The sequence below is a fragment of the Burkholderia sp. MSh2 genome (genome assembly GCF_000731655.1).
Taxonomy (GTDB): domain Bacteria; phylum Pseudomonadota; class Gammaproteobacteria; order Burkholderiales; family Burkholderiaceae; genus Burkholderia; species Burkholderia paludis.
In genome coordinates this window covers 13984-32216 of record NZ_JPGM01000035.1, presented here as the reverse complement: position 1 = coordinate 32216, position 18233 = coordinate 13984, and the positions used below count along the sequence as shown (strand labels likewise).

Sequence of the window (18233 nt, the reverse complement as noted above, 5' to 3'; positions counted from 1 at the left end):
CGGAAACTGCGAAACTGCGGTCAAGCAACCAGCTACGTGCGGCACATCCGCACAGCGGCGCCGCGACCCGTGCGGCGACAGGCCGGGCGCAGGCTCCGGGCCCGGGCGGGCAGGGGCGTGCGTGCTACCATTGTTCGATCTTCAATCCCGTCCTTCGATGTTCCAGCAATGAATTCCGAGACTCTTGCGGCCGGGCCGCAACAGGCACAGCCGCCCGCGACGTTGACGATTGCTTCGCGCGAGAGCCGCCTGGCGATGTGGCAAGCCGAACATGTGCGTGATGCGCTGCGCAAATTATATCCAGCTTGTGACGTGAAAATCCTCGGAATGACGACCCGTGGCGACCAGATTCTCGATCGCACGCTGTCGAAGGTCGGCGGCAAGGGCCTGTTCGTGAAGGAGCTGGAAAACGCGCTGGCAGACGGCCGCGCCGATCTCGCCGTGCATTCGCTGAAGGACGTGCCGATGGCGCTGCCCGACGGCTTCGCGCTTGCCGCGATCATGGAGCGCGAAGACCCGCGCGACGCGTTCGTGTCGAACGACTACGCGTCGCTCGACGCGCTGCCGGCCGGCGCCGTGGTCGGCACGTCGAGCCTGCGCCGCGAGGCGATGCTGCGCGCGCGGTATCCGCATCTCGAGGTCCTGCCGCTGCGCGGCAACCTCGACACGCGCCTCGCGAAGCTCGACCGCGGCGACTACGCGGCGATCATCCTCGCGGCCGCCGGCCTGAAGCGCCTCGGCCTCGACGGGCGGATCCGCGCGCTGCTCGACGTCGAGGCGAGCCCGCCCGCGGCCGGCCAGGGCGCGCTCGGCATCGAGATCGCCGCGCGTCGCGACGACGTCGCCGCGTGGCTCGCACCGCTGCACGACGCGCGGACCGCGCTCGCGGTCGAGGCCGAGCGGATGGTGTCGCGCGCGCTCGGCGGCAGCTGCGAGGTGCCGCTGGCCGCGCACGCGGTGTGGCGCGCGGGCGAGCTGTACCTGACGGGCCGCGTGTCGACGACCGACGGCAAGCGCGTGCTGACGGCCGATGCGTGCGGGGCCGTCGTTACCGCCGCCGATGCGCTCGCGCTCGGCCGCACCGTATCCGACGCGCTCGAGGAGCAGGGCGCGCTCGACATCGTCCAGGCACTGCTCGCGGCTTCGCAGCAGGCCGGCAAGGGCGACGCCTGATGGCGGGCGGCGCGCGCGCGTTCACCGCTGTCCTGACCCGTCCGGACGGCCAGTCGGACGCGCTGGCGTCGCAACTGGCCGAGGCCGGCTGCGAGGTCGTCGAATTCCCGCTGATCGACATCGCGCCGGTGGACGATCCGGCGCCGCTCGACGCCGCGTTCGCGGCGCTCGCCGACTACGCGCTGGTGATTTTCGTGTCGCCGAACGCGATCGACCGCGCGCTCGCGCGGTACGGCGCGATCTGGCCGAACGCGCTGCCGGTCGGCGTGGTCGGCCCCGGCAGCGTCGCGGCGCTCGCGCGGCACGGCATCGCGGCGCCCGCGCATCGCGTGATCGCGCCGCAGGCGCCGGCCGACGGCGGCGTGCCTCACTACGATTCGGAAAGCCTGTTCGCGTGCATCGAGGCCGCGTTCGGCGGCCTGCAGGGGCTGGCGGGCCGGCGCGTGCTGATCGTGCGCGGCGACGGCGGGCGCGAATGGCTCGCCGAGCGGCTGCGCGAAGCCGGCGCGGACGTCACGCTCGCCGCCGCCTACCGGCGTGTCGTGCCCGAGCCGCGCGTCGGCGCGTGGGAGCGCGTGCATGCGTTGCTCGACGGCGCGCCGCATGCGTGGCTCGTCACGAGCTCGGAAGGCGTGCGCAACCTGCACGAACTCGCGCGGGCGCATCTGAACGACGCCGAGATCGACGCGCTGAAGCATGCGCCGCTCGTGACGCCGCATCCGCGAATCGAGCAGACCGCGCGCGCATTGGGTTTTGATAGGATTACGCTGACCGGCGCGGGCGATGAGCGCATCGTCCGCGCGTTTCGAACGATGGCCGACGAGGCCGTCCAACCGGCGACAGCCGCACCGGTGACTAAACGCATGACAGATACCAACGATTCCAAAAGCGTCGCTTCCCAGCCGGCCGCTGCCTCCGCACCGCCGTCCAGCCCTCCTTATCTCGCGCCCGAGCCGCGCGCGCGACGCGGCGGCAGTGCGGTGCTGTGGTTCGTCGTCGTCGTGCTCGGCTGCGCGGCGGGCGTCGGCGGCTACGCGCTGAACCGCAAGATCGACCGGCTCGACGGCACGTTCGTCGCGCGCCAGAAGGCGCTCGACGCACAGACGGCCGAGACGCGCATGAAGACCGAGCAGGCGCTCGCGAGCACGCACCAGGTCGACACGCAGCTCGCGCAGCTCGACGGCAAGCTCGCCGACGCGCAGAGCGCGCAGCAGGCGCTGCAGCAGCAATACCAGGACCTGTCGCGCAACCGCGATGCGTGGATGCTCGAGGAAGTCGACCAGATGCTGTCGAGCGCGAGCCAGCAGCTTCAACTGACCGGCAATACGCAGCTCGCGCTGATCGCGCTGCAGAACGCCGACGCGCGTCTGGCCACGTCGCAGAGCGCGCAGGCCGTCACGGTGCGCAAGGCGCTCGCGCTCGACATCGAGAAGCTGAAGGCCGCACCGGCGGCCGATCTCACGGGCCTCGCGATCAAGCTCGACGACGCGATCGCGAAGATCGACGCGCTGCCGCTGTCCGGCGAGGCGGTCGTGCCGCACGATGCGCCGAAGGCCGCGCCGGCCGACGCCGCATCGTCGGCCGTGGCCGGCGAGTCGCGCTGGAAGGTGTGGTGGCACGACTTCTCGGCCGGTCTCGGCCAGCAGTTGAAGGGGCTCGTGCAGATCCGCCGGATCGACAACGCGGACGCGATGCTCGCCTCGCCCGACCAGGGCTACTTCGTGCGCGAGAACGTGAAGCTGCGCCTGCTGACCGCACGGCTGTCGCTGCTCGCGCGCAACGACGGCGCGATGAAGGCCGACCTGCACGCCGCGCAGGCGTCGCTCGGGAAGTATTTCGATCAGGCGTCGAAGGACACGCAGACCGTCGAGGATCTGCTCAAGCAGGTCGACGGCGCGTCGCTGACGGTCGCGGTGCCGAACCTGAACACGAGCCTGAACGCCGTTCAGCAGTTCAAGAGCCGGGGGTAACGATGACGCTTCGAGGAATCGTCTGGCTCGCGATCCTGTTCGCGATCGCCGCGGCACTTGCCACCATCGGCCGTTTCGACGCCGGGCAAGTGCTGCTCGTCTATCCGCCGTACCGGGTCGACGTGTCGCTGAACCTGTTCGTGATCGCCATCGTCGTGCTGTTCATCGTCGTGTACGCGCTACTGCGCATCGTGCGCAACATCTGGCGCATGCCGCAGCGGGTCGCCGCGTATCGGGCGCGTTCGCGCAACGAGAAGGCGCAGGCGTCGCTGCGCGACGCCATCGCCAACCTGTACGCGGGCCGTTTCTCGCGCGCGGAGAAGGCCGCGCGTGAAGCGCTGTCGGTCGATGCGAACCAGGGCGCGGCGAGTCTCGTCGGGGCCACCGCCGCGCACCGGATGCACGAGTACACGCGCCGCGACGACTGGCTGTCGAAGGTCGACGCGCCCGAATGGCAGGACGCACGGCTGCTCGCCGCCGCCGACATGCGAGCGGACGCGCGCGATGCCGATGGCGCGCTCGCCGCGCTGGCCGACCTGCAGGCGGGCGGCAAGCGCATTCACGCGCAGCAGGTCGCGCTGCGTGCGCAGCAGCAACTGAAGAACTGGGCCGAGGTGCTGAAGCTCGCCAAGGCGCTCGAGAAGCGCGAGGCGCTGCATCCGGCGGCGGCCGTGCGGCTGCGCCAGCAGGCCGCGGAAAACCTGCTGCGCGAACGTCGGCACGACCCCGACGCGTTGCTCGAGGTATGGCAGTCGCTGTCGCCGGTCGAGCGCCAGTCGCCGCGTCTTGCCGATCTGGCGGCCGATCTGCTCGTGCCGCTCGAGCGCCGCAACGAAGCGCGCCGCATCGTCGAGGACGCGCTCGCGCACAACTGGGACGCGCGCCTGCTGCGCCGCTATCCGGATACGGCCGGCGCCGATGCGCTGCCGCTGATCCAGAAGGCGGAAGGGTGGAAGAAGGATCACCCGGAAGATGCCGACCTGCTGTTTGCGCTCGGCCGCCTGTGCCAGCAGCAGCAACTGTGGGGCAAGGCGCAGTCGTTCCTCGAATCGGCGCTGAAGCTGGCCGACAACGAGGCGCTGAAGGTGCGTACGCATCGCGCGCTCGCGCGCCTGTTCGAGCATCTCGGCGAAACCGACAAGGCGGCGAAACACTACCGCGAAAGCGCGCTCGCCATCACCGTGGTCTGACGCCGCGCGACATCGCGCAACCTGCCCCGAACGCCATGCGGCCTTCGGGGCATTTTTTTGTTCGTCGCGTGCCGCGCTATGCGCCGAGCCTGCGCAGCAGGTCGTCCTCGCTCGCGACGAACCATGCCGACTGGCCGCGATTGGACTCGCGCACGAGCGCGCGCAGCGCTTCGCTGCGCGCGAGCCAGCGCTCGACGTTGCCGACCACGGCGAGCCGGACGCCGTAGTTGGCGAGCTTCTGCAGCACGGCGCCCGCCAGGCCGCTGTCGAGCCGGTAGAAGTCGTCGTGCAACGCGTCGGCGCCGACCGCGATCCAGTCGGCTTCATGCGAGCGCGCGAGCGCGACGAGGTCGAGCGCATCGCTTTCGTGCCGTACGAGGCCGGCGGCAGGATCGCGAACCAGCACGCGGCGGCCGGCGGCCTGGACGATTCGGTGGCGCATGGCGGGCGGCTCCGTCGACGTGAGAAACGCGAGCACGATGTCGCGCTGCCCGCGGATGAAGTGGTATTGATCCGGAAGAAACCGTACCTGCGCGTGCGGCACGAGACGCGTGAGGCGATCGCGCGTGTCGCGCGAATCGAGCATGACGTCGCGGCCGCCGACGATGACCAGTGCGGGGGCGGACAGCGCGCGCAGCGCGTCGTCGGTGAACAGCGGAATCGCTTCGAGGCGTGGCCGGCAGCCGCGATCGACGGCGCGCATCAGCGCGATCGCGTCGCGTTCGGCCGGCGTCGACGCAGGCGGCAGACGGCCGAGCACGCGCCGTCGCACGCAGGCACGCCCGATATCGCCGAGCAGCAGCAGCGGCAGCGCCCACCACAGAAGCGGCTTCTGTCTGCCGATGCCCGACGGACAGAGCAATGCGAGCCGCGTGACGCGCGCCGGCCGCCGCAACGCGAAATCGAGCGCGGTTCGCGCGCCCAACGAGATGCCGACGAACGCGGCGTGCGACACCTGCAGGCTGTCGAGCACGTCGTCGAGCCACTGCGCGTAAGCGTCGCTCGCGAGCGGCGGCCGTGCCGGCGCGCTGGGTCCCGCCTCGCCGATCGCGTCGATTGCGTAAAGCCGGAAGTGCTTCGACCATTCGGCCGCATGGTGCTGCCAGCTGGCCGCCGTGGTCTGTGCGCCGTGAAGCAGGACGACCGGCGGTGCATCGTCCGGTCCGCACGCGACGACGTGCGTGGCGCCGTGACGCGTCTGCACCGTGATGCGCCGATGCCCGACCGGCCAGTGCGACAGCGCGGCCTCGTAGGCCGCGCGAATCGCGCGCGCATGGCGCGGCGACCTGAAGATCGCGCTCATGTCGCGTTTTGCCGCAGCAGCGCCTCGAGCGACGACAGCAGCGCGGCCGTGTCGGCGGGCGTGGCGGCCACGATGATCTTGACCTGGCTCGCGGCGGGATCGAACGCGACGTCGATGCGCACCGGTTCGGCATAGGACGCGCGGCCCGACGCCATCGCGGGCAGCGACCGCGACAGGTATTGATGCAGCGACTGCGACGCGTCCGGAATGTCGACGATGCTGGTGACGCGTACCGCGCGCGGCACGGGCGCGGCGGGCGTCGTTGGCGCGAACGCGGCGAGGTCGGCGTCGAGGATGCGGTATGCGCGGCCGACCCGCGTCGCGCGCAGCTTGCCCTCGCGGATGAAGCGCAGGACGGTCTTCGGGTGGAGGCGCAGGCGTGCGGCGGACTCGTCGACGGTACGGAACATGATCGATCGGTGGTGTTCGGATATTCCCTATTGTTCCATAAATAAGGGAACAATAGGGGGGTCGGCGCGAATCGAGGTGTGCGCGCGGGCGAGGTATCGAACCCGCTTCGTCCGGGGCGGTGTGCGTGAAAACAGAAACGCCCCGTCGACCGGAGCGGTTCCGGCCGGCGAGGCGTTATGCGGGTGGAGGGGCGCTCATGCGCCCCGGGTCATCTGTCGACCAGTCGCTTCGGCACCGACAGCGCGAGCAGTCCGCCGAGCACGAGGAACGCGGCGAGCATGTACATGCCCGCATCGTTGGCGCCCGTCGCCTGCTTGAGCCAGCCCATCATGTACGGGCTCAGGAAGCCGGCGAGGTTGCCGATCGAGTTGATCATCGCGATGCCGGTCGCGGCCGCCGTGCCGCCGAGAAACGCGGTCGGCAGGCTCCAGAACAGCGGCAGCGTCGTCAGGATGCCGATCGTCGCGAGCGTGAGGCCGAGCATCGCCAGCGCGGTCTGATGCGCCCAGATCACCGACAACACCAGCCCGAGCGCGCCGATCGCGGCCGGGATCGCGACGTGCCAGCGGCGTTCGCGGCGCTTGTCCGCGCTGCGCGCGATCAGGATCATCGCGACGACCGCGGCCGCATACGGAATCGCCGACAGCAGGCCGATCGTGAACGTGTCGGTCACGCCGGTGGCCTTGATGATCGTCGGCAGCCAGAAGCCGACGCCGTAGAGCCCCATCACGAACGAGAAGTAGATCAGCGCCATCAGCCACACGCGCGGGCTCGACATCACGGTGCCGAGCGGCAGGTCTTCCTTGCTTGCCTCCTCCGCTTCGACGTTGCGCATGAGCAGCGCCTTTTCGTCGTCGGTCAGCCACTTCGCCTTCGAGATCCGCTCGTCGAGCGCGAAGAACACGAGCACGCCGGCGAGTACCGACGGAATGCCTTCGAGCAGGAACAGCCATTGCCAGCCGTGCCAGCCGCTCACGCCGTTGAACGTCTTCAGGATGTAGCCCGAGACCGGCCCGCCGATCACGCCGGACAACGCGACGGCCGTCATGAAGAACGTCGTCATCCGGCCGCGCCGGTGCGCGGGATACCAGTAGGTGAGGTAGAGGATCACGCCGGGGAAGAAACCCGCTTCGGCGACGCCGAGCAGGAAGCGCATCACGTAGAACATCGCGGGCGTCGTGACGAACATCGTCAGGATCGAGATCACGCCCCACGTCGCCATGATCCGCGCGATCCACACGCGCGCGCCCACCTTGTGCAGGATGATGTTGCTCGGGACTTCGAACAGGAAATAGCCGAAGAAGAAGATCCCGGCGCCGAGCCCGTAGACGGTGTCGCTCAGGTTCAGGTCGCTCGCCATCTGCAGCTTCGCGAACCCGACGTTCACGCGGTCGAGATACGCGACCACGTAGCACAGCAGCAGGAGCGGCGTGAGCCGCCACGACACCTTGCGGTAGGTTGCTTCCTCGAATGCGCCGGACGAGCCCGGCAGCGACTGCGTCGATGTTGCCATGTTGTCTCCTGTCCTCGTTTATCGTTGATTTTGCGCGAAGCAAGGCGGGGCGGCGTGCCGCCCGGTACGGCCCGGTACAACTAGATGCAGCGTCCGCCGTCGACTTCGAGGCAGACGCCCGTGATGAACTCGGCCTCGTCGGACGCCAGGTAAAGCGCCGCGTTCGCGATGTCCTGCGGCGTCGAGAAGCGGCCGAGCGGGATCGTCGCGAGGAACCGGCGGCGGTTCTCGGGCGTGTCCTCGCAGCCCATGAACTCGGTCATCAGCGCCGTTTCGCCCAGCACGGGATTGATGCAGTTCACGCGGATGCGGTCGGCGCCGAGCTCGGCCGCGAGCGACTTGCTCGCGGTGATCATCGCGCCCTTCGTGCTGTTGTACCAGACGAGCCCTGGGCGCGGCCGCACGCCGGCGGTCGACGCGACGTTGACGAACACGCCGCCGCCCTGGGCGCGGAAGTACGGCACGAAGGTCTGCACGCACCAGAACAGGCTCTTCATGTTGACCGCGTACACGCGGTCGAACTCGGCTTCCGTCACGTCGAGCACGGGCTTGTTGCGGTGCGTGGTGCCCGCGTTGTTCACGACGATGTGCACCGCGTGGAAATCCTCGAGTGCGGCCTGCAGCAGTACGCGCCAGTCGTCCTGCTGCGAGACGTCGCCGGCCACCGCGATCGCCTTGCCGCCCGCGAGCGCGATCTCGCTCGCGACGCGCTCGGCCGCCGCGCCGTTCAGGTCGTTGACGACGACGTTCGCGCCTTCGCGTGCGTAGGTCTTCGCGATGCCTTCTCCGAAACCCGAGCCGCCGCCCGTGACGATGGCCGTCTTGCCGCTCAACCGCATGGTGTGTCTCCTCTGCCGGATATGAGAGTGGTGGTGCTTCGACCCGCGGCCGGTCAGGCTCGGCCGCTTGCCGCTTGCCGCTTGCCGCTTGCCGCGTGTTCAGCCGTGCCGGATCGCGATCGTCTTCAGCGCGGTGAAGCCGTACAGCGCCTCGAAGCCTTTCTCGCGGCCGTGGCCCGAGTGGCCGACGCCGCCGAACGGCAGTTCGACGCCGCCGCCCGCGCCGTAGTTGTTGATGAACACCTGGCCTGCGCGCAGGCGCCGCGCGAGGCGCATCTGGCGTGCGCCGTCACGCGTCCAGACGCCCGCGACGAGGCCGTAAGGGGTGCCGTTCGCGAGTGCGACGGCTTCGTCCTCGTCGACGAAACGCATGGCGGCGAGCACGGGGCCGAACACTTCCTCCTGCGCGAGCCGGTGCGACGGCGGCACGTCGCGCAACAGCGCGGGCGCCTGGTAGAAGCCGCTTTCCGGGGCCTCGGCGACGACCTGCCCGTGCGCGGCCATCGGGATGCCGTCGTGCTGCGCGTCGGACAGGAAATCCCACACGCGCTGCTGCTGCTTCGCGTTGATCAGCGGGCCGCAGTCGAGGTCGGCGCGGCTCGGGCCGACGCGCAGCCCGTTGAACGCGGTAGCCAGACGCTCGACGAGCGGCTCGTACACCGCGCGCTCGATCAGCACACGGCTGCCGGCGGAGCAGGTCTGCCCGCCGTTCTGCACGATCGCCGACACCAGCACGGGCAGCGCCGCCTCGAGGTCGGCGTCGGCGAACACGATCTGCGGCGACTTGCCGCCGAGTTCGAGTGTGACGGGCACGTGGTTCTCGGCCGCCATCTGCGAGACGAGCTTGCCGGTGGCCGGCGAACCGGTGAACGAGATGTGGTCGATGCCCGGATGGCGCGCGAGCGCGGCGCCGGCTTCATGGCCGTAGCCGGTGACGATATTGAGCGCGCCGGCCGGCAGCCCGGCCTCGGCGGCCAGTTCGGCGACCCGCAGCACGGACAGGCACGCGTCCTCGGCCGGCTTGACGACGCATGCGTTGCCGGCCGCGAGCGCCGCGCCGACGCTGCGCCCGAAGATCTGCATCGGGTAGTTCCACGGCACGATGTGGCCCGTGACGCCATGCGGTTCGCGCACTGTCAGCACGGTGTAGCCGGCCTGGTAGGGGAGGGTTTCGCCGTGCAGTTTGTCGGCGGCGCCCGCATAGAACTCGAAGTAGCGCGCGAGCGCGGCGGCGTCGGCGCGCGCCTGCTTCAGCGGCTTGCCGGTGTCGCGCGCCTCGATCGCGGCGAGTTCCGCGAGGGAATCGGTCACGCGCGCCGACAGCCGCATCAGCACGCGGCCGCGTTCGGCGGCGCTTGCGGCGCCCCATGCGCCCGCGAACGCGTCGCGGGCCGCGGCGACTGCGCGCTCGATGTCGGGAGCCGTGCCGCGCGCGATCGTGGCGAACGGCTGGCCGTCGGACGGATCGATGACCGCGATGGTTTCCAGTTGCGCGGGCAACGTCCATTCGCCCGCGATGAAGTGCTTCGCCTCTTCCATGCTTGCTCCTGTCGACTCGAGTTGGCGCGTTAGCGCCTGCCAGGGCTCCATGCTTCGCGGTCGAACGCCGCCGGCCCCGTACGGTGCCGCCGGTGGTTCGACGGCCGGGCATCCGGAGCGATTATCGCGCCGATCGTCATCCGGACGCCACCGGTCGATTGGCTATAATGGCGTATTCCCTTGGGGGACGCTCGCGGCGGTGCATCGGCCGCGGCGCCCTGTCCCGAATTCCCATCGACCTACAGAGAGTGCTCATGAGCTTCAATCATGTTCCGGCCGGCAAGGACCTGCCGCAAGATTTCAACGTGATCATCGAGATTCCCGCGCAAAGCGATCCGGTGAAGTACGAGGCGGACAAGGAACTGGGCCTCCTCGTCGTCGACCGCTTCATCGGCACGGGCATGCGCTATCCGGTGAACTACGGCTACATCCCGCAGACGCTGTCGGGCGACGGCGATCCGGTCGACGTGCTGGTGATCACGCCGTTCCCGCTGCTGGCCGGCTCGATCGTGCGTTCGCGCGTGCTCGGCATGCTGCAGATGACCGACGAGTCGGGCGTCGACGCGAAGCTGGTCGCGGTGCCGCACGACAAGGTCTGCCCGATGACGGCGAACCTGAAGTCGATCGACGACGTGCCCGAGTACCTGAAGGATCAGATCAAGCACTTCTTCGAGCAATACAAGGCGCTCGAGAAGGGCAAGTGGGTGAAGGTCGAGGGCTGGGCCGGCATCGACGCCGCGCACAAGGAAATCACCGACGGCGCCGCGAACTACAAGAAGTAAGCGGCGCACCGGCCGCCGGCCGGTTCGCGTGACCCGCCAACCGCGCGAGTCTCCTCAGGAGGCCGCGCGGTTTTGTTTTGCGCGCGGGGTTTTTCTGCGCGATGTCCTGGCGGCGGGCGCGGCGGCGAGGTCTGTCGCGTCCTTCGCGCGCGGCGCGCGGCGGGGCGTATCGGACGCGCCTTGTGCGGCCGACGGCCGGCGGCGGGCCGGTGCGGGAGCGCCGTCCTCGCGGTCGTTCGCGGCGGGCTTGCCGGCGGCGGCCGGTTTTTTCTTTCTCGGCGAAGGAGCGGGGGCCGGCACGTCGCCATCGGGCCGCGAGCGACGCGACGCGGTCTTTTTCGCCGCTGCGGCGCTATCGGCCTTCGCGCGCTCCGCGACCGGCTCGGCCCGGGTTGCGTCGCGTGCCGTTCCGCCCTTCGCGGCCTTTGTGGTCTTTACGGCCTTTAAGGACTTCGCAGACTTCGTGCCCTTGCCGGCCTTCCCCGCACGATCGGCCTTGCCTGTCCGGTCGGCCTGCTTTGCGACCTGTTCCGCATCAGCCGACGTCGTCGCGCGACCGGCTTTCGCTGCCTTCGCCTTCTTCCGCCCGCGTACGTCGGCCGTCGAGCCCGCCGCGTCGCCGCTCGCATCGATGTCCGCCTCGGCTGGCAGCACCGACTTCAGCGTTCGCAACCCGGCTGCCAGCTCACGCTTTTGCGCGGGCGTGAGCCGTTTCACCCAGTATTCGGCGCGCGACGCGCTCGACCGGTCGGGCAGCGGAAACGACGCGAGCACCGCGCGCGGCTTGCGCGAGCGGGTGTAGCGCGCGCCCTTGCCCGACGCATGTTCGTCGAAGCGCGCGGCAACGTCGGTCGTGATGCCGGTGTAGACGCTGTCGTCGGCGCATTCGATCAGATACAGAAACCAGGACATGGCAGGGCGGCGGGATGCGAAGCCGCCAGTGTCTCAGAAAAAACGCGGCTCAACGCCATCGGTCGCCGTGGCCGTCGCGGAAGCGGCTCGGCGCCGCGCCGAGTTCGCGCGTGAAGAAGCGCGTGAACGCGCTCGTCGAACGGAAGCCGACCCGCACGCCGATCTCGCCGATCGGCAATTGCGTATTGAGCAGCAGGTCGCGCGCTTCGCCGAGCCGCGCCTGCGCGACGAGCGCGTGAAAGCCGACCGCTTCGCGATGCAGCCGCCGGCGCAGCGTCCAGCGCGATATCGCGAAACGCGTGCAGACGTGCTGCATCAGCGTATCGGTCGGCGCGTCGACGTCGTCGGACGTGCGCAGCCAGTCGCGTACGCATTGCTCGACCGACGAGCCGAACGTCGAGCGTGCGCGCACGCGTTCGCGCGCCGTGTCGGCCGCATGACGCTGGATCCCGGCGAGCGGCGCGTTGTAGCGCTCGAACGGCGTGTCGAAGTGTGCGGAGCGCAGCACGAGGCGGTTGTGCGCGGCGTCGAACGACACCGGCGCGTCGAGCGTGTCGCGCAGCGCGGCAGCGGGCGCGAACGCGCGGCCGGCGAAGGCGGCGTCGGCGACACGCACGTGCGGATCGTACAGACGCGCGAGCGCCGCGAGGATCGCGAGGTTCGCGAATGCGCTGCCGGCGTGCCGGCCGTCCCCTTCGTTCACGTATTCGAGCGCGATCGCATCGCCGTTCTCGTGCGCGAAGAGCCAGTCGACGTTGCCGATCAGCTCGCGATAGCGCAGGTAGCCGTGCAGGGCGTCGCGCAGCGTCGCCGCGTTGCATGTGACGCCCGCGAGCTCCGGGAACGGCACGAGCCACGGCGCGACCTGCGGCGGCGGCCGGTGCCATGACAGCGGCCAGTCGTGCGTCAGCCGCATCGCGGCGACATGCCGGTCGCCCGCGATGCGGCGCGTGTCGTCGGCGAGCTCGGCGGGGCCGATGCCGAGCGCCGCATAAAGCGGCGCGGGATCGACGCCGTTCGCGCGCGTGTCTTCGCACAGCCAGCGGTAGATCCGGACGGATACCGATTTCTGTTGCAACTCCATGTCTGCCCCCTGTCGTCATTGCCGTTCGGGTTTGTACCCGCTGCGAGAGGTCAACGCGTGCTCCTGCCGGTCAAGCGTGGTGACCGGTCGATTCTTAGACTCGGACGCTGGAGTGTGGCGACAAGTACAACAGAACGATTCTGGAGGATCAATGAAAACTTCGCTGTTCCGGTGTTCGACGATCGCGTCCGCGTGCGCGCTCACGGTACTGCTCGCGTCGTGCGGCGGCAACGACATCCAGGCGGACCCGGCCGCGCCGGCCGACCTCGATGCGGCGGCCGACCAGCGGGCGGCTACGCTCGTCGCGCAGCTGACGACCGACGAAAAGCTGCAGCTCGTGCATGGCACGGGCATGCCCTCGCTCGGTCTGGGCGGCCCGTTTCCGGCCGGCGCGCTGAACGGTGCGAGCTACATCCCGGGCGTGCCGCGACTCGGCATTCCGGCGGTCAGCAGCGTCGATTCGGCGGGCGGCGTGAACGTGAAGAACGCCCGCGTGACCGCGCTGCCGGCGCCGATCGCGCTCGCGGCGACCTGGGACCCGGCGCTCGCGGCCGCCTACGGCACGCGCATCGCGCTCGAATTGCGCGCGCTCGGCTTCGCGGAAGGGCTCGGCGGCGGCGTGAACCTCGCGCGCGAGCCGCGCAACGGCCGCACGTTCGAATACATGGGCGAGGACCCGGTGCTCGCGGGCACGCTGAGCGCCGCGCGCACGCAGGCGACGCAGGCGCGGAAGGTGATCGCGACGATCAAGCATTTCGCGTTCAACGATCAGGAAACCAACCGGATGACGATCGACTCGGTCGTCGACGAGCGGACCATGCGCGAGGCCGAACTGCTCGCATTCGAGATCGGCGTGAAGGAAGGCCGGCCAGGCAACGTGATGTGCGCGTACAACAAGCTGAACGGCGTGTATGCGTGCGAGAACCCGTATCTGCTGACGACGGTGCTGAAGAACGAATGGGGCTTCAAGGGCGTCGTGCAGTCGGACTGGGGCGCGACACATTCGACCGTCGCGGCCGTGCAGGCGGGGCTCGACGAGGAGCAGCCGGGTGCGGCCGACGACGGCAACGCGCCGCTCGGCTCGTTCTTCAACACGAAGCTGCGCGCGGCGCTGCAGGCCGGCAGCGTGTCGGCCGCGCGCTTGAACGACATGGTGCAGCGCAAGCTGCGCACGCTGATCCGCATCGGCGTGATGGACGCGCCGCCGCAGCCGGGCGGCGCGATCGACGAAGCCGCTGGCCATGCCGACGCGCTCGCGATCGCGCGGCAGGCCGCCGTGCTGCTGAAGAACGCGGCGGCGCCGGGCGATGCGCAGCCGGTGCTGCCGCTGGCGGCCGGCGCGCTGAAGTCGATCGTCGTGATCGGCGGGCATGCGGACGCGGGCGTGCTGTCGGGCGGCGGCTCGGGCGCGGTGCCGGCGATCGACGGCAATGCGGTGACGGCCTGCCGGCAGCCGGCCGACATGATGTTCGGCGGCTGCGCGACCTGGTACAAGTCCGCGCCGCTCGCGGCGATCCGCGCGAAGGCGCCGAACGCCGCGGTCAGCTATCTGGACGGGACCGACGCGAACGCCGCCGCGAGCGCGGCCGCGCAGGCCGATGTCGCGATCGTGTTCGCGACGCAGTGGCAGACGGAAGGGTTCGACCTCGCGAGCCTGTCGCTGCCCGATGCGAAGGCCGATCCGTACAACCAGCAATACGACCAGAACGCGCTGATTGCCGCGGTCGCGGCAAAGGCGAAGCGCGTGATCGTCGTGCTCCAGAACGGCAGCCCGGTGCTGATGCCGTGGCTGGCGAACGTGCACGGGGTGCTCGACGCATGGTATCCGGGCGTGCAGGGCGGGCAGGCGATCGCCGACCTGCTGTTCGGCGATGCGAACCCGTCGGGCCGCCTGCCGCTGACGTTCCCGAAGCGGGACGCCGACTTGCCGCAAGCAGCGATCGATCCGGCGAACACGCGGACCGTGTATGCGGAAGGGCTCGCGTACGGCTATCGCTGGTTCGATGCGAAGTCGATCGAGCCGCTGTTTCCGTTCGGCTTCGGGTTGTCGTACACGACGTATGCGTTGTCGGCGATGACCGCGCAGGCCGATGCCTCCGGCAACGTGACGGTCGGCGTGACGGTGACGAACACGGGCGCGCGGGCCGGTACGCAGACGGTGCAGATCTACGCGTCGCTGCCCGCGTCGCTCGGCGAGCCGCCGCGGCGGCTGGTCGGCTGGACCAAGGTCGCGCTGCAGCCGGGCGAGGCGCGCACGGTCGGCGTCGCGGTGCCGTCGCAACGCTTCGCGGTGTGGGATGCGAATGCGCATGCGTGGCGGATCGGGGCAGGCAGCTACGTGTTGTCGGCGGCCGCGTCGTCGCGCGATCCGCAGGCGCTGTCGAGGACGGTGACGCTCGCCGCGCATTGAGCGGCGCCGCGACGCGGCAGGCGAGCGGCCGGGCCGGGGCGCGCCGCGCCCCGGCGCATGTGCCGGCTATGGCGTGCCGCGCCGGAACGGATCGTGTTCGCGCAGTTCGTCGACGTAGGCGTGGATGTGCTCGGTCTCGCGCTCGAGAAAGCGGGCGACCGCATCCGAGAACGCCGGGTGCGCGAGCCAGTGCGCGGAGTGCGTGACGGTCGGCAGGAAGCCGCGCGCCAGCTTGTGTTCGCCCTGCGCGCCGCCCTCGAAGGTATCGAGCCCGGCTTCGATGCAGAACTCGAGCAACTGATAGTAGGCCGTTTCGAAATGCAGGCACGGGACCTGTTCGAGCGCGCCCCAGTAGCGGCCGTACAGCGTGCCGCCGCCGTGCTCGCCGCGCCGGTACACGGCCAGCGCGCTCGCGATCGGCTGGCCGCCGGCTTCCGCGATCACGAGCAGCAGGTTCTCGGGCATCGTCGCGCCGATCGTGCGGAAGAAGTCGAGGTTCAGGTACGGGCTCGAATAGTGTTCGCGGTAGGTCTGCCGGTAGCAGCGCGAGAAGAAGCGCCAGTCGGCGTCGGTGATCCGGTCGCCGGTCAGGCGCCGGAACGTCACGCCGGCATCGTGCACCTTGCGGCGCTCCGCGCGGATGTTCTTGCGCTTCTTCTGCTCGAGCGTGGCGAGGAAGTCGTCGAAGTGGCGGTAGCCGTCGTTGACCCAGTGGAACTGGACGCCTTCGCGCAGCATCATCCCCATCGATTCGAGGAGCGCCGCTTCGTCGCCGGTCGGGAACAGCACGTGCAGCGACGACACGTCGCTCTGCTCGGCGAAGGCCAGCAGCGTGGCGGCCAGCCGGCGGCGCGCGTCGTCGTCGGCCGCGATGAGGCGCGTGCCCTGCACGGGCGTGAACGGCACCGCGCACAGCAGCTTCGGGTAGTAGGGCAGGTCGTTGCGCTGGTACGCGTCGGCCCACGCCCAGTCGAACACGTATTCGCCGTACGAATGCTGCTTCGCGTAGACGGGCGCTGCGGCCGCGAGCCGGCCCGTGCGCGGGTCGGTCAGCGTGACGAAATGCGGCGACCAGCCGGTCGCGTCGACCGCGCAGTGCGAGGCGTGCAGCGCGTCGAGGAATTCGTGGCGCAGGAACGGCGTCGGCTGCGCGTCGCCGGCGAGCAGCGCGTTCCATTCGGCGGCGGGCACCTCGGCGGGGGACGACAGGATGCCCGTGCGATAATCGATGCGTTCGTGTTTCAAGCGTGAATCCGTACCGTTCTGTGTCGCCGGATGCGCGGGCCTGCGCGGCCCCCGCCCCCGGGATGATTTCGTCAGCCGTTCAGGGCGCGCCGCCGGGCTGCGCCGATCCCGTCATGAAGACCCGACTCGCTCTCGCCCAGATCAACGTCACCGTCGGCGATTTCGCCGGCAACGTCGCGCGGATCGTCGCGGCCGCACGCACCGCGCACAACGATGGTGCGCAGTTGATGGTCGCGCCCGAACTCGCGTTGTCCGGCTATCCGCCGGAAGACCTGCTGCTGCGGCCGGCGTTCTACGCCGCCGCCGCCGCGGCGCTCGACGCGCTCGCCGACGCCCTGAAGGCGTTCGACGGGCTCGCGGTGCTGGTCGGCCATCCGCTGCGCGGCGCGGGCGACGGCGCGCCGGGCGGCGATCCGCATGCGCCAGCCGTCGATGGTAATGCAAACCGGCCGATCGAGCGCGGCGTGCCGCCCACCGACACCTACAACGCGGTGTCGCTGATCGTCGGCGGCGCGATCGTCGGGACCTACCGCAAGCAGGACTTGCCCAATACCGAGGTGTTCGACGAGAAGCGCTACTTCGCGACGGACACCGAGCCGCTCGTATTCGAGCTGAACGGCGTGAAATACGGCGTGATCATCTGCGAGGACGCGTGGCACGCATCGGCCGCGCAGATCGCGAAGGCGGCCGGCGCGCAGGTGCTGCTGATCCCGAACGGCTCGCCGTACCACATGAACAAGGAAGCGGTGCGCATCGACATCCTGCGCGCGCGGATTCGCGAGACCGGATTGCCGATGGTGTACGTGAACCTCGTCGGCGGGCAGGACGAGCTCGTGTTCGACGGCGGCTCGTTCGTGCTCGACGCACAGGGCGCGCTGGTCGCGAAGATGCCGCAGTTCGACGAGGGGCACGCGATCGTCGAATTCGACGGCGCGCGGCCGTTGCCCGGCACGATCGCGCCCGAGTTGCCGGTCGACGCGCAGGTGTATCGCGCGCTCGTGCTGGGCGTGCGCGACTACATCGGCAAGAACGGGTTCCCCGGTGCGCTCATCGGGCTGTCGGGCGGGGTCGATTCGGCGCTGGTGCTGGCCGTCGCGTGCGATGCGCTCGGGCCGGAGCACGTGCGCGCGGTGATGATGCCGTCGCGCTTCACGGCCGACATTTCGACCACCGACGCGGCGGAGATGGCGCGGCGCGTCGGCGTGCGTTACGACGAGATCGCGATCGCGCCGATGTTCGACGCCTTCCGCGCGGCGCTCGCGGACGAGTTCGCGGGCCGTGCGGAAGACGCGACGGAGGAGAACATCCAGGCGCGCATTCGCGGCACGCTGCTGATGGCGCTGTCGAACAAGTTCGGCTCGATCGTGCTGACCACCGGCAACAAGAGCGAGATGGCGGTCGGCTACTGCACGCTGTACGGCGACATGGCGGGCGGCTTCGCGGTGATCAAGGACATCGCGAAGACGCTCGTGTACCGGCTGTGCCGCTACCGCAACGCGACCACCGACTACGTGCTGCGCGACGTGATCCCGGAGCGGATCCTGACGCGCGCCCCGTCGGCCGAGCTGCGCGAGAACCAGACCGACCAGGACAGCCTGCCGCCGTACGACGTGCTCGACACGATCATGCGGATGTACATGGAAGAGGACCGGCCGCTCGCCGAGATCGTCGCGGCCGGTTATGCGCAGGCCGACGTCGAACGCGTGACGCGGCTCATCAAGATCAACGAATACAAGCGCCGCCAGGCGCCGATCGGCATTCGCGTCACGCATCGCGCATTCGGGCGCGACTGGCGCTACCCGGTCACGTCACGTTTTACCGAACGTCTCGATTGAGCCGCGCTGGGCCGCATGCGGCTCGCA

The 18233-nt window shown here is 69.9% G+C and carries 14 protein-coding genes; 6 read left to right on the top strand and 8 right to left on the bottom strand.

Annotation, left to right across the window (positions count from 1 at the left end; translation table 11 throughout):
• Positions 1-168 precede the first annotated feature (168 nt).
• From hemC to GQ57_RS22465, 3 genes are read left to right on the top strand one after another with little or no spacing between them, the layout of a single operon-like run.
• Positions 169-1173, top strand: coding sequence for a hydroxymethylbilane synthase (gene hemC, locus GQ57_RS22475; RefSeq protein WP_031398416.1), 1005 nt, complete (start codon positions 169-171; stop codon positions 1171-1173).
• Positions 1173-3143 carry a fused uroporphyrinogen-III synthase HemD/membrane protein HemX gene (hemDX, locus tag GQ57_RS22470; RefSeq protein ID WP_031398415.1) on the top strand — a complete coding sequence of 657 codons (1971 nt, stop codon included), beginning with the start codon at positions 1173-1175 and terminating at the stop codon, positions 3141-3143. The genes hemC and hemDX overlap by 1 nt, the downstream gene beginning before the upstream one ends.
• A gap of 2 nt (positions 3144-3145) precedes the next feature.
• On the top strand, positions 3146-4333 hold the full coding sequence (locus tag GQ57_RS22465; RefSeq protein WP_031398414.1) for a heme biosynthesis protein HemY: 1188 nt from the start codon (positions 3146-3148) through the stop codon (positions 4331-4333).
• A gap of 76 nt (positions 4334-4409) precedes the next feature.
• Here GQ57_RS22465 and GQ57_RS22460 read toward each other — a convergent pair whose 3' ends face one another.
• The 5 genes from GQ57_RS22460 to GQ57_RS22440 form a co-directional block, all read right to left on the bottom strand.
• Positions 4410-5636: an alpha/beta fold hydrolase gene (locus GQ57_RS22460; RefSeq protein ID WP_034199048.1), complete on the bottom strand. Its 1227-nt coding sequence runs from the start codon at positions 5634-5636 to the stop codon at positions 4410-4412.
• A complete protein-coding gene (locus GQ57_RS22455; protein WP_034199047.1) occupies positions 5633-6046 on the bottom strand; it encodes a helix-turn-helix domain-containing protein in 414 nt (137 codons plus the stop codon). The genes GQ57_RS22460 and GQ57_RS22455 overlap by 4 nt, the downstream gene beginning before the upstream one ends.
• A 209-nt stretch (positions 6047-6255) precedes the next feature.
• Complete coding sequence (locus tag GQ57_RS22450; RefSeq protein WP_034199046.1) at positions 6256-7560, bottom strand: MFS transporter; 1305 nt, start codon at positions 7558-7560, stop codon at positions 6256-6258.
• Positions 7561-7640: 80 nt separating this feature from the next.
• The gene (locus GQ57_RS22445; protein ID WP_031398410.1) at positions 7641-8399 is read right to left on the bottom strand and encodes an SDR family oxidoreductase; all 759 of its coding nucleotides are present in this window, start codon (positions 8397-8399) and stop codon (positions 7641-7643) included.
• Positions 8400-8498: 99 nt separating this feature from the next.
• Positions 8499-9938, bottom strand: a complete 1440-nt coding sequence (locus GQ57_RS22440) for an aldehyde dehydrogenase family protein (RefSeq protein WP_034199045.1) — start codon at positions 9936-9938, stop codon at positions 8499-8501.
• Positions 9939-10192: 254 nt separating this feature from the next.
• Here GQ57_RS22440 and ppa point away from each other — a divergent pair, with 254 nt between their 5' ends.
• Positions 10193-10720: an inorganic diphosphatase gene (ppa, locus tag GQ57_RS22435; protein WP_017333852.1), complete on the top strand. Its 528-nt coding sequence runs from the start codon at positions 10193-10195 to the stop codon at positions 10718-10720.
• Between the two features lie 54 nt (positions 10721-10774).
• On the opposite strand, the gene GQ57_RS22430 is transcribed toward ppa, so the two are convergent.
• Positions 10775-11632, bottom strand: coding sequence for a GIY-YIG nuclease family protein (locus tag GQ57_RS22430; RefSeq protein WP_034199044.1), 858 nt, complete (start codon positions 11630-11632; stop codon positions 10775-10777).
• 49 nt (positions 11633-11681) lie between these two features.
• A complete protein-coding gene (locus GQ57_RS22425; protein WP_034199043.1) occupies positions 11682-12716 on the bottom strand; it encodes a helix-turn-helix transcriptional regulator in 1035 nt (344 codons plus the stop codon).
• Positions 12717-12867: 151 nt separating this feature from the next.
• On the opposite strand from GQ57_RS22425, the gene GQ57_RS22420 reads away from it, so the two are divergent.
• Positions 12868-15126, top strand: coding sequence for a glycoside hydrolase family 3 C-terminal domain-containing protein (locus tag GQ57_RS22420; RefSeq protein WP_034199042.1), 2259 nt, complete (start codon positions 12868-12870; stop codon positions 15124-15126).
• A 66-nt stretch (positions 15127-15192) separates the two neighbouring features.
• On the opposite strand, the gene GQ57_RS22415 is transcribed toward GQ57_RS22420, so the two are convergent.
• Positions 15193-16371 carry a GNAT family N-acetyltransferase gene (locus GQ57_RS22415; RefSeq protein ID WP_034199041.1) on the bottom strand — a complete coding sequence of 393 codons (1179 nt, stop codon included), beginning with the start codon at positions 16369-16371 and terminating at the stop codon, positions 15193-15195.
• Positions 16372-16484: 113 nt separating this feature from the next.
• Here GQ57_RS22415 and GQ57_RS22410 point away from each other — a divergent pair, with 113 nt between their 5' ends.
• On the top strand, positions 16485-18206 hold the full coding sequence (locus GQ57_RS22410) for an NAD+ synthase (protein WP_034199080.1): 1722 nt from the start codon (positions 16485-16487) through the stop codon (positions 18204-18206).
• The last annotated feature ends 27 nt before the right edge of the window (positions 18207-18233 follow it).

Excerpts from the sequence above, each read along its gene's own strand:
- hemDX (WP_031398415.1), top strand. The coding sequence starts at position 1,173 with ATGGCGGGCGGCGCGCGCGCGTTCACCGCTGTCCTGACCCGTCCGGAC.
- GQ57_RS22460 (WP_034199048.1), bottom strand. The coding sequence starts at position 5,636 with ATGAGCGCGATCTTCAGGTCGCCGCGCCATGCGCGCGCGATTCGCGCG.
- hemC (WP_031398416.1), top strand. The coding sequence starts at position 169 with ATGAATTCCGAGACTCTTGCGGCCGGGCCGCAACAGGCACAGCCGCCC.
- GQ57_RS22440 (WP_034199045.1), bottom strand. The coding sequence starts at position 9,938 with ATGGAAGAGGCGAAGCACTTCATCGCGGGCGAATGGACGTTGCCCGCG.
- GQ57_RS22410 (WP_034199080.1), top strand. The coding sequence starts at position 16,485 with ATGAAGACCCGACTCGCTCTCGCCCAGATCAACGTCACCGTCGGCGAT.
- GQ57_RS22420 (WP_034199042.1), top strand. The coding sequence starts at position 12,868 with ATGAAAACTTCGCTGTTCCGGTGTTCGACGATCGCGTCCGCGTGCGCG.
- GQ57_RS22450 (WP_034199046.1), bottom strand. The coding sequence starts at position 7,560 with ATGGCAACATCGACGCAGTCGCTGCCGGGCTCGTCCGGCGCATTCGAG.
- GQ57_RS22455 (WP_034199047.1), bottom strand. The coding sequence starts at position 6,046 with ATGTTCCGTACCGTCGACGAGTCCGCCGCACGCCTGCGCCTCCACCCG.
- ppa (WP_017333852.1), top strand. The coding sequence starts at position 10,193 with ATGAGCTTCAATCATGTTCCGGCCGGCAAGGACCTGCCGCAAGATTTC.
- GQ57_RS22425 (WP_034199043.1), bottom strand. The coding sequence starts at position 12,716 with ATGGAGTTGCAACAGAAATCGGTATCCGTCCGGATCTACCGCTGGCTG.
- GQ57_RS22465 (WP_031398414.1), top strand. The coding sequence starts at position 3,146 with ATGACGCTTCGAGGAATCGTCTGGCTCGCGATCCTGTTCGCGATCGCC.
- GQ57_RS22445 (WP_031398410.1), bottom strand. The coding sequence starts at position 8,399 with ATGCGGTTGAGCGGCAAGACGGCCATCGTCACGGGCGGCGGCTCGGGT.
- GQ57_RS22430 (WP_034199044.1), bottom strand. The coding sequence starts at position 11,632 with ATGTCCTGGTTTCTGTATCTGATCGAATGCGCCGACGACAGCGTCTAC.